Consider the following 13,054-nt stretch of genomic DNA (forward strand, 5'->3'; position numbering starts at 1 on the left):
AAACCCGTGACGATCATGATGATCGTCACGGGCACTGGGCAGCGTTACTTATTTGTCGATCCAGGCATCGCGGAAACCGTCATTCACGCCGATACCCGTGGTGATGAGGTTCTTGACCTTGCAGTTCATGATGGTCGGGAACTGCAATTCGAGCAGCCAGGCCACCGGAACGTCTTCAACAAGGATCTTCTGCACTTTGTCGTAGATCTCCTTGCGCTTCGAATCCGGTGTCGCCACCGCGCCTTCTTCGAACAGCTTGTCGACCTCGGGATTCGAATAGCCTTCGAGATTGTTGAAGAGCTGCCCCTTCACGATCTGGCTCGTAATATAGTTACGCGCCACACCGAGAGCCGGATCGCCGTACTGATAGAGATAGGTGAAGGAGATATCGAAATCCCACTCCATGTTGCGCTGGTTCGAGCCCGGCACGTCCGTCGCGATGGTTTCGATATTGAATCCGACATCGACGAGGTTCTGCTTCACGGCTTCACCCCAGCGCTGCCAGGTCTCGCCATAGGGCAGCGGCATGATGCGGATCTTCTCGCCTTTGTAGCCGGCCTCCTTCAGCAGAGCCTTGGCCTTGGCCGGATCGTAGGGATATTTCGGCACGTCATCGGTGTAGAACTTGATGGTCGATGCCGACGGGCCGGTCGCTACCTTGCCGAGCCCGTTCCAGATCACATCCTTGGCGAATTCGCGGTCCACCGCATACATGATGGCCTGACGGACCTTCTTGTTGGCGAGGATCGGATTGCGATTGTTCAGCCACATCCAGGCGAGCGGCGAGAAGAATTCCCAACCTTCACCGGTGACGCAGGTGTTCGGCAGCTTGCTGACGCGCGGCACGTCGAAATTTTCGATCGAACCGCCCGGCAGCACGTCCACCTTGCCGGTTTCGTAAGCCACCGAGCGCGCGGCGGCATCCGGAATGATCTGCCAGTAGATGCCGTCGATATAGGGCTTGCCCTTGACGTGATAGTTCGGGTTCTTCACCAGCTGGATGAACGAGCCCTTCTTCCATTCCTTGAACATGAAGGGGCCGGTGCCGATCGGCGTGTTGTTCGCCGGATTGGTCTTGATGTCGGTGCCTTCATAGATGTGCTTCGGGATCATCGGCATCGAGCCGACTTCGAAAATGCCGATGAACGGACCGAAGGGCTGCTTCAGCGTGAACACCACCGTGTAGTCGTCCGGCGCCTCGACCTTCTCGAGCTGCACCAGATTGCCGCGGGCACGGGCATGGGTAACCTTCAGCGTCTCAATGGAGAACAGCACGTCAGCCGAGGTGAAGGGCTTACCGTCGTGCCAGGTCACGCCCTGCTTGAGCTTGAACGTGTAGGTCTTGGCATCGGGGCTGATGGTCCAGCTTTCAGCGAGGCCCGGCTCCGGCTCCAGCTTCTTGTTATAGCGCAGCAGGCCTTCATAGATGTTGCCCGACACCATTTGGGTCGGACCGTTCTGCACCAGCGCCAGCATCAGGCCCGGCGGTTCGGGCTGAATCACGGCATTGATGGTGCCGCCGAGTTTCGGCTCCTGCGCCAGGGCGAATGTGCTCACGCTGCCGAGCGCCAGAGCCAGTACCAGTTTCTTCAACATCTCTTTCCCCCTTAGTGCCTCACGGCACGTCACCCGGATTCGTTGACGATGATTGGTGCAAACAGAATCAATTTTTATAGTCGGCGTCCGTCCGATCGAGCATGCGCTTGAACGCTTCCCACTCGCTGTCCGGCTTGCCCTCTGCGTGCACCTTCTCGTAGCCACGGTCATACTGGCCGGCGGTGTGTGCGGCAATGGCATGCGAAGGGCGAATGACTTCGGCACCGGTTGCAAGGATCGCGAGCTGCGCGCGGCAGGAACGCTCCATGTTGAACATCAGCTTGAACGCCTCGCCGACCGAACGACCGCAGGTGAGCAAGCCATGGTTGCGCAGGATGAGCACCATCTTGTCGCCTAGGTCGGCCACGAGGCGCTCACGTTCGGAGAGGTCGAGCGCGATGCCTTCGAAATCATGATAGGCGATGCGGTCGGTGAACTGCATCGACCACTGGTTCAGCGGCATCAAACCTTCCTTCAGGCACGACACCGCGACGCCGGCGACAGTGTGCGTATGCAAAACGCACTGCGCATCGTGGCGTGCCATATGCACCGCGCTGTGGATGGTGAAGCCGGCCGGATTGATGCCGAGGCCGAGCGGATCATCCACGACCTTGCCGTCGACATCGACGGTGACGAGGTTCGACGCCGTCACTTCCTCGAAGCGCATGCCGTAAGGATTGATAAGGAAGCGGTCCTGCGTGCCGGGAACGCGCACGGAGATATGCGTGTAAATGCTGTCATCGAGGCCGTGGCGATGGATCAAGCGATAGGCAGCGGCGAGATCGACACGAACTTGCTTGGCAGCATCGAGGGTCGGCGTCAAATTGGCGTGCATATTCACAGGCATACTTCCCGGCTTTTAAGGTGGAGTGAGCAAACACAATCGCATGGCAGGCCGCAAGATTAAACTGTCGACAATCGACGCTTAATTCTTGTACACGGCATGAAACGGGCTTTTCCCATGCGCTTGATGTCTCCTCCTGTTGGTCTGGCCGCCCTCACCGATATCGATCTCGTCGGTCAGGTGGCGCGTGTGCTGACCCAAGCGGTGGTGAGCGGGCAGCTCGCCCCCGGCGCAAAGGTGGTCGAGGCAGGCATCGCGCGCGAACTCGGCATCAGCCGTGCGCCCGTCCGCGAAGCCGCCCGTTTGCTGGAGCAACAGGGCCTGCTCGTCTCGCATCCCCGCCGCGGTTTCTTCGTACGCAAACTGGAAACAGCCGATATCGATGAAATCTACGATCTTCGGATTTGCGTGGAATGCCACGCTGCCGTGCTTGCGTCGAAAAACCTCACCCCGGCCAATCGCGACGCGCTGCGCCGGCAGATCGACGTCCTGCACGAGACGGCCGACCTGGAAGACCATGCGAGGCAGGTCGAGGAAGACTACAAATTCCACCGCATGATCGTCGAGATCGCCGGTAGCAAGCGCTTGCTGAAAGTGTTCGACGACCTGTCGTCGGAAATGCGCATGGTGATCGGCCTGATCGGGCGGCTCTATGACGATCCGCATCGTATCGCTCAAACGCATGACGTACTGCTCGAGGTGCTGGACCAAGGGCACGCCGACATCATTACCGCACGCTTCGACTATCACATCGCGTCGGCCTGGCGCGAAGTCGGCAAACTCGTTCGCGAAATTCCCGCATCAACCAATGGAGCCGCCACGTGAAGGCAGTCTATTCGGACAAACACAAGAGTCATGACCCGCAATTCTTCCTGGTGCGCGGCCAGGTGCGCAAGACCACCGAACAGCCGGAGCGTGCCGAGCGCCTGCTCAAGGGACTCGCCGACGGCAAGCACACGCTGGTCGCGCCCACTGAATTCGGCCAGGGTCCGCGTGCCCGCGTGCATTCGCCGGAATATCTGCGCTTCCTCGAAAGCGCCTGGGAGGAATGGATCAAGCTGCCGGACTACGGCACGGAAATGATCGCCAACATCCACCCCAATCGCGTGCCGGGCAGCTATCCGACCCACATTATCGGCAAGCTGGGCTGGCACACCGCCGATACCGCAGCGCCGATCGGCCCTGGCACCTGGGCCGGCGCCTGCGCCTCGACCGACGTCGCCGTCACCGCCACGCATATGGTGATGGATGGCGAAGACGCCGTCTACGCCCTGTGCCGCCCGCCCGGCCATCATGCCTATAGGGACATGGCCGGCGGCTTCTGTTTCATGAACAACTCGGCGATCGCCGCCGAGCATCTGCGCACCAAGCACGAGCGCGTCGCCATCCTCGACGTCGACGTGCATCACGGCAACGGCACCCAGGGCATCTTCTATGCACGCCCGGACGTGCTGACCGTCTCCATCCATGCCGATCCCACCGGCTACTATCCGTTCGTCTGGGGCTACGCCGACGAGAAGGGCGAAGGCAACGGCCTTGGCACCAATCTCAACATCCCGCTCGCGCTCGGCACCAGCGACGACGGTTTCATCGATGCGCTCGCTGTCGCCGAGAAAACGATCAAGTCGTTCGCACCGGGCGCGCTTGTCGTTGCTCTCGGTCTCGACGCATCGGAGCACGATCCGCTCGCGGCGCTGAAGGTCACCACGCCGGGCTTCAACCGTATCGGCGCCGCCATCGCGCGCATGGGCCTGCCCACCGTCATCGTTCAGGAAGGCGGATATCTCTCCGACATCCTGGGCGCCAACCTCACCTCCACGCTCGCCGGATTTGAATCAGCGCGCTGACATCGACGCTGCTCGTAGGATGGGTTGAGCGTTTTCGCGAAACCCATCATACGCAACCACCGAAGTGATGGGTTTCGCTCCGCTCTACCCATCCTACGGACAACCCACCTGCACCAACACCAACAACACGAAACTCCATTAAACTCGAAGGACTCCTTTCCATGGCCACCAATGCAGAAATCTTCGCGCGCCGCGAAGCCGCGGTTCCCCGCGGCATCGGCCACTCCACCCCGATCTCGGCGCAGCGCGCGCTGAACGCCGAGGTTTGGGATGTCGAAGGCAAGCGCTACGTGGATTTCGCCGGCGGCATCGCCGTGCTGAACACCGGCCATTGCCATCCGCACGTCATGGCCGCCGTCAAGGCTCAGATGGAGAACTTCACGCACACCTGCTTCCAGGTGCTGCTGTATGAATCCTATGTCGCTCTTGCCGAGCGCCTCAACAAGCTTGTTCCGATCGACGGGCCCGTGAAGACTGCCTTCTTCACCACCGGCGCGGAAGCCACCGAAAACGCCATCAAAATGGCACGTGCCGCCACCGGCCGCGCCGGCGTGATCGCCTTCACCGGCGGCTTCCATGGCCGCACCCACATGACCATGACCATGACCGGCAAGGTGTTCCCCTACAAGAAGGGCTTCGGCGCCTCCATGCCGGAAGTCTGGCACGTGCCCTTCCCGGCGCCGCAGCTCGATGTCACGGTCGAGGAATCGCTGAAGTATCTGAACTTCCTGTTCAAGGCCGACATCGATCCGGCCCGCGTCGCTGCCATCATCATCGAGCCCGTGCAGGGCGAAGGAGGCTTCCATCAGGCGCCGCCGGAGCTAATGCGGGCGCTGCGCAAGATTTGCGACGAGAACGGCATCGTCTTCATCGCCGACGAAGTGCAGACCGGCTACGGTCGCACCGGCAAGATGTTCGCGATGGAACATTACGACGTGAAGCCCGACCTCATCACCGTGGCAAAGAGCCTCGCCGGCGGTTTCCCGCTGTCGGGCGTGATCGGCAAGGCGAAGATCATGGACGCTGCCGATCCGGGCGGCCTGGGCGGCACCTATGCCGGCAACCCGCTGGCGATCGCCGCCGCCATGGCCGTGCTCGACGTGTTCGAGAAGGAAAAGCTGGTCGAGCGCGCCAACCATATCGGCGAGCGCATCACCACGCGTCTCAAGAAAATGCAGCAGCGCAACGACCTCGTGCCGATCGCCTCGATTCGCAATGTCGGCGCCATGATCGCCTTCGATATCGTCAAAGAGCGCGGCAGCGACATGCCGGATGCCGAAGTGACCAAGAAGGTGACGCAAAAGGCGGTCGAGGAAGGTCTCGTGCTGCTGTCCTGCGGCGTCAATTTCAACACCATTCGCGTGCTGGTGCCGCTGACGGCCCAGGACGAGGTCCTGGATGAAGGCATGGAAAAGCTCGAACGCGCATTGACGGCTTGATCTTGTTTTACCTCTCCCCCGCGAAGCGAAGCTTCGTTAGGGGGGGGGGGAGAGGTGATCCCGCGCCACCGTTACTTTCGACGACCAAAGCAAATCAATAAAAAGGAAAACACTCGAATGCCTCTCGATCCCGCCCTCCGCGACAAGATCATCGCCGCCGTCGACAAGGGTTTCGATGCCCAGGTCAAGTTCACCCAGGACATGGTTCGCCACGAGTCCACCCGTGGCAACGAACACACCATGCAGGACTTCATGTTCCGCGCCATGAAGGAGCGCGGCTACAGCATGGAGCGCTTCAACATGGACACCGAAGCGCTGAAGCGCCATCCCGGCGCGGGCGCATGGGATGCGCTGCATTCGCAGGCTCCGATCGTTGTGGGCACGCATCGCCCGCGCAATGAGACAGGCCGCTCGCTGATCCTGCAGGGCCATGTGGACGTGGTGCCGGAAGGCCCGCACGACATGTGGAGCACCCCGCCCTACGATCCCGTGATCCAGGGCGAGTGGATGCAGGGCCGCGGAGCCGGCGACATGAAGGCGGGCTGTGCCTCCAACATCTTCGCGCTCGATGCGCTCAAGAGCATCGGCCTGCAGCCAGCAGCCACTGTCTACATCCAGTCGGTGGTCGAGGAAGAGTCGACAGGCGACGGCGCGTTGATGACGCATCTGCGCGGCTACAAGGCCGATGCCGTGGTGATCTCGGAGCCATCGCATGAGACCATCACCCGCGCCAATGTCGGCGTGGTCTGGTTCCAGGTGGAAGTGCGCGGCGTCCCTGTGCATGTGCAGCGCATGGGCACCGGCGCCAACGCCATCGACGGCGCCTATCGCGTCGTCGGCGAACTGCGCAAGCTCGAGACCGAGTGGAACGCGACCAAGGACCAGCACGAGCACTTCAAGCACATCGAGAAGCCGGTCAACCTCAACATCGGCAAGATCGCCGGCGGCGACTGGGCCTCGTCGGTCCCGGCCTGGTGCAAGATCGACTTCCGCATCTCGCTGCTGCCCGGCAAGACCGCCGACGCCGCGAAGAAGGAGATCGTCGACCGCGTCTCCGCCTTCGCGCGTCAGGATCCGTTCCTGTCGAACATCCCGCCGACCGTGACCTTCAACGGCTTCCAGGCCGAAGGCTATGAGCTGAAGCCCGGCTCGGATGCCGAGAACACGCTGGCGGCCGCGCATGAAGCGGTGTTCGGCCAGAAGCCCAAGCCGGAAACGTCGCTGGCCTATCTCGACAGCCGCGTCTATGCGCTGTTCGACAAGGTGCCGACGCTGAACTATGGCTGTATCTCGCGCGGCGTCCACGGCTTCGACGAGGGCGTCAACCTGCCTTCGCTGAAGAAGACGACGACGGCGCTGGCGCTGTTCATCGCCGAATGGTGCGGTGTGGAAGAGGTCAAGGGCTAAACCCTTGCGTCTCTTCTGAACGAACAACGGCGACGCATTGCGTCGCCGTTTACATTTGCAAAGGAGAAAGCCAGCTCACCGCCAGTTACAGATCCCGCCCGACCGGCACGGCCAGGTTTGAACCCGTGTATCCGCCGCGTTGGCGTCCATGGGGTTGCCGCGCGGACGGGCAACGCGGGTGCGTGCGGTTGGCTGCGGGCGCGTGGCAACATTGCGCGGCCGCTTGGCCGCCTGCACGGCCTTCTGCGCTACCGGCTTGTCCGCCGCCGCATCGATTGCATTCTTGGCATCGGCGCGGGCTTCGATCGGATAGGGCTCGAACTGCGCGCGGGGCCCTAGCAACTTCGGCGACAGCAATGCCGTCGACAGATCAAGCGTCAGGAATTCACCGGCCTTGTAAGTCGTTGCAGCCGGCTCCGCCCGCGCAACCGACACTCCCGTCAGCAATGCGATCACGACGGCGACTGAACTCGAAAATCTGAACGTCATCTAGGCCTCCCGAGGCCACGTTCCGGCTTTCTGGATATTACAATGGCTTCAATTTATGGACGAACAACCGGGAATCCATCCGGCTGTTCCCCGAAAACAGCACCCGGACAGGGATTTCCGCTGATAAGCCTAACAGCTCGGCCGCAACTGCCGCCTGATCCAGGCGATATGGCGACGGCGCCATCGGATCTCCTGTGGGCACGACATGCTCAGCGGCGGCAGGAAAACCGCACCGACGGCAACGAGACCCCGCCGATGCCTACAAAGCGGGATCGCGTAGCAAATTATTCTCCGACCTTGGCGGAGTTGTTCGAAAAGTGGGTCGGGTAAGCCTAATCAGTTAGGTTAAAATTTGAAGCAAGTTGCGGCAAACGCGGCTTAATATACCGTCGATCCCGTGCCGTGCAGCGCGGATGCGGAAGTCGCTTTCCCTTCCCGAATTTCAATGCGCGGCACGGGACCGCCGTTTTCACCTGCGTCGGCGGTCCCACCCCTTCGCACAGTGATGCCGCCGTTTCAAACATCAATTCAAACTATGTTTGCATGCGACCTTTCCGGCCGCACACGACGCAATCGCTCGCAGTTTTTGCGAACGCCATGACATCGATCGACAACGCCAGGCTCGCATTGCAACAGAACTTGCCTGACAAACGAGCACCTGACACGCCACGACGACGTGCCTTCGTGCGCAATCGTCCTTGACTTGCGCTCCGCGCGCTTGGCAGTCTGCTTGACATAAAAAACATCGGGCAATGACCCAGATGTAAGTCTAGGGAGAGATACCATGAGCTCATTTCTGAGGCCGCTTGCGGCTGCCAGTGTGATTGTTGCTGGCGCCCTTGCTTCAACTATGCCAGCGACCGCGCAGCAGCCGATCAAGATCGGCCTTCCCACATCCATCCAATTGCAGGTCGGCCGCGATACGCAAAACGCAGCCAAGATGGCGATCGAGGAGATCAACGCCAAGGGCGGATTGCTCGGCCGAAAGCTGGAAATCGTCGTTGCCGACGAGACCGAGAATCCCGAACAGGGTATAGCCGCCATCAAGAAGCTGACCGCTGACGAGAAGGTGGATGTGCTGATCGGCGGCTACACGTCAGGCGTCACGCTCGCGCAGCTGCCGCATATTTCCAACGCCAAGACGATCTATCTCGGCGTCGGCGCTGCGTCTCCCGCCATCACCGCCAAGGTGAAAACGGACTATGAGAACTACAAATACATCTTCCGCGTCTCGCCGATCCATGCCGGCCATCAGGCTCGCGCGCTGGTGGACTTCATCAACGGCAAGCTCAAGGGCGAGATGGGTCTGAAGAAGGTCGCCATCGTCGGCGAGAACGCCAAATGGGTGCAAGACCTCGTACCGATCCTGAAGAAGGGAGCCGTGGATGGCGGCACCGAAGTGCCGATGTCGGAATTCTTCGACACCTCGACCTCGGACTTCTCTCCGCTGTTCGCCAAGGTGAAGAATTCCGGTGCGCAATACCTCATCGTGATCCTGTCGCACGCCTCCTCCGACATCTTCGTCAAGCAATGGCATGACGCCCAGGTGCCGATCCCGATCGGCGGCATCGACGTGAAGAGCCAGGATGCCGACTTCTTCACCCGCGTCAGCGGCAAGGCGCTCGCCGAAACCGTCGGATTGTTTGCAACCCGCGCCGAATTGACGCCGAAAACCATTCCGTTCTGGGATGAATTCGTGAAGCGTTTCGGTACGGCTCCCGTCTATACCGGTGTCGGCACCTACGATGCCGTTCATGTCTATGCCGAAGCGGTGAAGCGCGCCAATTCGGTTGAGCCTGCTGCCGTCATCAAGGAGCTGGAGAAGACCGACTATGTCGGCATTGCGGGCAAGATCCAGTTCGACGAAGTGCACGACGTGAAGCAGGGACCGGGCCTTCAGAACCTCCTGTTCGCGCAGTGGCAGAAGGACGGCGCCCGCGTCGTCGTCTGGCCGAAGGAAGCGGCCAAGGGCCCGATGATCCCGCCGCCGTGGATGAGCAACTGAGGCAAACGCCTCGCCCACTCCGCCTGTCATCCCGCGAAAGCGGGGGATCCAGTAAGCGCCGACGTCTCAGATTGAACCTTGGCACTTCGGTTTACTGGATCACACGCTTTCGCGGGTGATGACAAGCGGGGGCAGCTTCGACCGTCCTGCCCTCCACTTCCGGAATGTCATGCTCCAGATTCTCATCTACGGCGCCGTCTCGAGCGCCATCTACGCCATGCTGGCTGTCGGCTTCACGCTGATCTTCGGCGTCGCCCGCATCCTCAATCTCGCCCATGGCTCGTTTTATGCGCTCGGCGCCTATTCGGCCTATGTCTTCACCTCGCTGCTGGGCTTTCCGCTGCTGATCGCAGCGCCGCTTGCGGTGCTGCTGGTCGCCGGTTTTGGCGTGCTGATGGAACGTTTCCTGGTACGCCCGCTACGCTCCTCACAGCTCGCGGTTCTGATGATCACACTTGCCGTCTCGCTGGCCGTGGAACAGGCGCTGTTCATCACCTTCGGGTCGGAATACCGCAATGTTCCCTCCTTCGTGGCAGACAAGCTGTCGATTGGCGGCGTCGATATCGGCGGCCAGCGCCTGTTGGCACTCGTGATGGGCGTACTCGTGCTGCTGCTGCTCTGGCTGTTCATCCAGCGCACCCGGCTCGGCGCTGCGATCCTCGCGGTGTCACAGGATCCGGAAGCCGCGCAATATATGGGCATCCCGACCAACCGCATCTTCTCCATCGTGATGGCGATCTCGGCCGGCACTGCGGCGCTGGCCGGCATCCTGGTGTCGCCTTTCCTTACCGTGCAACCGACCATGGGCCTGCTACCGATGGTCAAGGCCTTCGCCATTGTCATCGTCGGCGGGCTCGGCTCGATCCCGGGCAGCATTATCGCCTCGCTGATCCTCGGTTATTCCGAGACGATCGTCGCCTATCTCATCTCCACGTCATGGACGGAGCTGGTGTCACTGGTCGCCGTCGTCATCACACTGATGATCCGGCCGGCAGGCATCCTCGGACGACGGGCGGCATTCTGACATGAAGCGCATCGCCCCCATCGACATTCTCGGCGGCATCCTCGTCGTCGCCATCCTCGCCGCTATTCCGGCCATCACCGGCAGCAACTACCTCACTGGAGTGCTCACGGTGTGCGTGATTTACGGCATCTGGGCCTCGAGCTGGGACTTCATGTCCGGCCTCACCGGCCGCGAGAATTTCGGACACTCGCTGTTCATCGGCACCGGCGCCTATACCGCCGGCTTCCTGTCGTCGATCTGGGCGGCCAATCCCTGGTACAGCCTGCCGCTCGGCGTCATCGTTGCCGTTGTCTTCGCCATTCTGGTCGGCTTCCCGACGCTCCGCTTGCGCGGCCCCTATTTCGCGCTCGCCATGCTCTCCACATCGGCGATCCTGCAACGCCTCTGTCTGATCTTTTGGGAATATACGGGTGGCGAAGAAGGCATCTACGGCCTCGATCCGCTGATGAAGACGCCGCTGCATTACTACTGGTTCGCCCTCGGCATTCTGGTTGTCACCGTCATCGTATTGACGCTGCTCGCGCAGTCGCATTGGGGCCTGTTGTTGCGCGCGATCCGTGGCGACGAGGCGACATGTCAGGCGGCCGGCATCAACGTCACCTTCTATAAAATTGTATCGCTGATGATCTCCGCCGCCTTTGCCGGGCTCGGCGGCGCGCTCTATGCGCATTACCAATTGCAGGTCTCACCGCCGCTATTCTCCGTTGTCGTCTCTATCACCGTGATCATCATGGTCTATGTGGGCGGCATCGGTTCGATCTACGGTGCCGCGATCGCCGCGATCCTGCTGACCCTGCTGACCGAGATGTTGCGCGGCTTCGGTGAATACCGCCTGTGGATCTATACGCTGACGCTGATGCTGATCCTGTTCTTCCTGCCCAACGGCTTGATCGCGCCGCTCTGGCGCCGGATGACGGAGCGCCTGCGATGAGCGACCTTCTCGAAGTCAAGGACGTCACCAAGCGCTTCGGCGGCCTGACCGCTGTGAAGAATGTCAGCTTCAACCTCAAGAAGGGCGACTTTACTGGGATTCTCGGTCCCAACGGCGCCGGCAAGACGACGCTGTTCAACATCCTGACCGGCTTCATGCAGCCGACCTCGGGCACCATTCACTTTAACGGCGAACTGGTCCGCGAGCTGGCTCCCTACAAAGTGGTGAATCGCGGCATGGCCCGCACCTTCCAGCTGACGCGCCCCTTTATCGGCATGAATCTGCTTGAGAACGTGCTGGTGGCCTGCATGTCGCCACGCGCAAGTCTGGACAAGGACAAGGAGGAGCGTGCGCGTCACCTGCTCGTCCAGGTGGGCCTCGGCGGTCGCGACAAGGAACCGGTGGAGACCTTGCCTTATGGCGACCTCCGCCGCCTTGAAATCGCCCGCGCGCTGGCCACGCGACCGGACCTGTTGCTGCTCGACGAACCTTTCGCCGGCCTCGGCAGCAGCGAGATCGAACAGCTGGCCCAACTGATCCGTCGGCTGCACCGCGAGGAGAATCTCACGATTCTGCTGATCGAGCACAAACTGCGCGAATTCATGGCGCTGGTATCGCGCGTGATTGCGATGAATTTCGGCGAGATCATCGCCATAGGATCACCCGAGGACATTGTGAAGAACGAGAAGGTCATCGAGGCCTATATCGGCAAGACGGAGGAAGCACATGCCTCTGCTTGAAGTAAAGAATCTCACGGTCAGCTACGGCAAGGCGCTGGCGATTGAATCCGTTTCGATCACTGTCGAAAAAGGCGAATTGATCGGCGTGCTTGGCCCTAATGGTGCCGGCAAGACCACGCTGCTCAAGGCGATCTCGCGCTCCATCGCCGCGCAGGGCACGCTGAACTTCAAGGATGCTTCACTGCATCCCGTCGAACCCTACAACGTGGTGGCCAAGGGCATCTGCCATTGCCCGGAAGGGCGAAAGCTGTTTTCCGAGCTGTCGGTTTTAAAGAATCTACAGCTCGGCGCCTATCTGCGCAAGAACAAGTCGGAGATCGATTCCGATCTCGAGCGCGTCTTCACCCTCTTCCCGGTGCTACGCGAGCGGCAGTGGCAGCAATCGAGCACACTCTCCGGCGGCGAGCAGCAGATGGTCGCCATCGGCCGCGCGCTGATGGGGCGTCCGGAGCTCCTGTTGCTCGACGAACCCTCGGTGGGCATCGCGCCGCGCCTGAAAGGTCTGATCTTCGATTCGATCACGCAGATCAGGCGTGACGGCACGGCGATCCTGATCGTCGAACAGGATGCGACCTCGACCTTGCGCATCGCGGACCGGATCTATGTGCTGGAGCACGGCCGCACAGTGCGTGAAGGCACGGCGCAGAACATCGCTGGAGACAAATATATCCAGCAGATTTATCTGGGCGTGTAGTTTTACCTTCTCCCCGCTTCCGGGGAGAGGTTGGAAAG

12 protein-coding genes are annotated in these 13,054 nt (G+C 61.0%); 9 read left to right on the forward strand and 3 right to left on the reverse strand.

Going from position 1 to position 13,054, the window contains the following annotated elements; translation table 11 throughout:
* Nucleotides 1–48 precede the first annotated feature (48 nt).
* Nucleotides 49–1,596 (reverse strand): ABC transporter substrate-binding protein, encoded by a 1,548-nt coding sequence (locus tag E0H22_RS20195; protein ID WP_233022765.1) that lies wholly within the window; start codon nucleotides 1,594–1,596, stop codon nucleotides 49–51.
* A gap of 67 nt (nucleotides 1,597–1,663) precedes the next feature.
* Nucleotides 1,664–2,431: a class II aldolase/adducin family protein gene (locus E0H22_RS20200; RefSeq protein WP_430715288.1), complete on the reverse strand. Its 768-nt coding sequence runs from the start codon at nucleotides 2,429–2,431 to the stop codon at nucleotides 1,664–1,666.
* Between the two features lie 126 nt (nucleotides 2,432–2,557).
* Here E0H22_RS20200 and E0H22_RS20205 point away from each other — a divergent pair, with 126 nt between their 5' ends.
* From E0H22_RS20205 to E0H22_RS20220, 4 genes are all read left to right on the forward strand, one after another.
* Nucleotides 2,558–3,265, forward strand: coding sequence for a GntR family transcriptional regulator (locus E0H22_RS20205; protein ID WP_233022767.1), 708 nt, complete (start codon nucleotides 2,558–2,560; stop codon nucleotides 3,263–3,265).
* Complete coding sequence (locus E0H22_RS20210) at nucleotides 3,262–4,287, forward strand: histone deacetylase family protein (protein WP_233022768.1); 1,026 nt, start codon at nucleotides 3,262–3,264, stop codon at nucleotides 4,285–4,287. Before E0H22_RS20205 ends, E0H22_RS20210 begins: the two co-directional genes overlap by 4 nt.
* Before the next feature lie 161 nt (nucleotides 4,288–4,448).
* Complete coding sequence (gabT, locus tag E0H22_RS20215; RefSeq protein WP_233022769.1) at nucleotides 4,449–5,726, forward strand: 4-aminobutyrate--2-oxoglutarate transaminase; 1,278 nt, start codon at nucleotides 4,449–4,451, stop codon at nucleotides 5,724–5,726.
* Between the two features lie 117 nt (nucleotides 5,727–5,843).
* Nucleotides 5,844–7,133 carry an ArgE/DapE family deacylase gene (locus tag E0H22_RS20220; RefSeq protein WP_233022770.1) on the forward strand — a complete coding sequence of 430 codons (1,290 nt, stop codon included), beginning with the start codon at nucleotides 5,844–5,846 and terminating at the stop codon, nucleotides 7,131–7,133.
* Nucleotides 7,134–7,208: 75 nt separating this feature from the next.
* On the opposite strand, the gene E0H22_RS20225 is transcribed toward E0H22_RS20220, so the two are convergent.
* Nucleotides 7,209–7,622 (reverse strand): hypothetical protein, encoded by a 414-nt coding sequence (locus tag E0H22_RS20225; protein WP_233022771.1) that lies wholly within the window; start codon nucleotides 7,620–7,622, stop codon nucleotides 7,209–7,211.
* A 784-nt stretch (nucleotides 7,623–8,406) separates the two neighbouring features.
* Between E0H22_RS20225 and E0H22_RS20230 the strand changes: the two genes are divergently transcribed.
* The 5 genes from E0H22_RS20230 to E0H22_RS20250 all read left to right on the forward strand — a co-directional run bounded on the left by E0H22_RS20230 (nucleotide 8,407) and on the right by E0H22_RS20250 (nucleotide 13,016).
* Nucleotides 8,407–9,627, forward strand: coding sequence for an ABC transporter substrate-binding protein (locus E0H22_RS20230; protein WP_233022772.1), 1,221 nt, complete (start codon nucleotides 8,407–8,409; stop codon nucleotides 9,625–9,627).
* 169 nt (nucleotides 9,628–9,796) lie between these two features.
* Nucleotides 9,797–10,651, forward strand: coding sequence for a branched-chain amino acid ABC transporter permease (locus tag E0H22_RS20235; protein WP_233022773.1), 855 nt, complete (start codon nucleotides 9,797–9,799; stop codon nucleotides 10,649–10,651).
* A gap of 1 nt (nucleotide 10,652) precedes the next feature.
* Nucleotides 10,653–11,582 (forward strand): branched-chain amino acid ABC transporter permease, encoded by a 930-nt coding sequence (locus E0H22_RS20240; RefSeq protein WP_233022774.1) that lies wholly within the window; start codon nucleotides 10,653–10,655, stop codon nucleotides 11,580–11,582.
* Nucleotides 11,579–12,322 carry an ABC transporter ATP-binding protein gene (locus E0H22_RS20245; protein ID WP_233022775.1) on the forward strand — a complete coding sequence of 248 codons (744 nt, stop codon included), beginning with the start codon at nucleotides 11,579–11,581 and terminating at the stop codon, nucleotides 12,320–12,322. Before E0H22_RS20240 ends, E0H22_RS20245 begins: the two co-directional genes overlap by 4 nt.
* The gene (locus E0H22_RS20250; protein ID WP_233022776.1) at nucleotides 12,309–13,016 is read left to right on the forward strand and encodes an ABC transporter ATP-binding protein; all 708 of its coding nucleotides are present in this window, start codon (nucleotides 12,309–12,311) and stop codon (nucleotides 13,014–13,016) included. The genes E0H22_RS20245 and E0H22_RS20250 overlap by 14 nt, the downstream gene beginning before the upstream one ends.
* Nucleotides 13,017–13,054 lie beyond the last annotated feature (38 nt).

Origin of the sequence: Rhodopseudomonas boonkerdii, assembly GCF_021184025.1 — a bacterium.
Lineage (GTDB): Bacteria > Pseudomonadota > Alphaproteobacteria > Rhizobiales > Xanthobacteraceae > Tardiphaga > Tardiphaga boonkerdii.

Excerpts from the sequence above, each read along its gene's own strand:
- E0H22_RS20200 (WP_430715288.1), bottom strand. The coding sequence starts at position 2,431 with ATGCACGCCAATTTGACGCCGACCCTCGATGCTGCCAAGCAAGTTCGT.
- E0H22_RS20225 (WP_233022771.1), bottom strand. The coding sequence starts at position 7,622 with ATGACGTTCAGATTTTCGAGTTCAGTCGCCGTCGTGATCGCATTGCTG.
- E0H22_RS20220 (WP_233022770.1), top strand. The coding sequence starts at position 5,844 with ATGCCTCTCGATCCCGCCCTCCGCGACAAGATCATCGCCGCCGTCGAC.
- E0H22_RS20245 (WP_233022775.1), top strand. The coding sequence starts at position 11,579 with ATGAGCGACCTTCTCGAAGTCAAGGACGTCACCAAGCGCTTCGGCGGC.
- E0H22_RS20240 (WP_233022774.1), top strand. The coding sequence starts at position 10,653 with ATGAAGCGCATCGCCCCCATCGACATTCTCGGCGGCATCCTCGTCGTC.
- E0H22_RS20205 (WP_233022767.1), top strand. The coding sequence starts at position 2,558 with ATGCGCTTGATGTCTCCTCCTGTTGGTCTGGCCGCCCTCACCGATATC.
- E0H22_RS20250 (WP_233022776.1), top strand. The coding sequence starts at position 12,309 with ATGCCTCTGCTTGAAGTAAAGAATCTCACGGTCAGCTACGGCAAGGCG.
- E0H22_RS20230 (WP_233022772.1), top strand. The coding sequence starts at position 8,407 with ATGAGCTCATTTCTGAGGCCGCTTGCGGCTGCCAGTGTGATTGTTGCT.
- E0H22_RS20235 (WP_233022773.1), top strand. The coding sequence starts at position 9,797 with ATGCTCCAGATTCTCATCTACGGCGCCGTCTCGAGCGCCATCTACGCC.
- gabT (WP_233022769.1), top strand. The coding sequence starts at position 4,449 with ATGGCCACCAATGCAGAAATCTTCGCGCGCCGCGAAGCCGCGGTTCCC.
- E0H22_RS20195 (WP_233022765.1), bottom strand. The coding sequence starts at position 1,596 with ATGTTGAAGAAACTGGTACTGGCTCTGGCGCTCGGCAGCGTGAGCACA.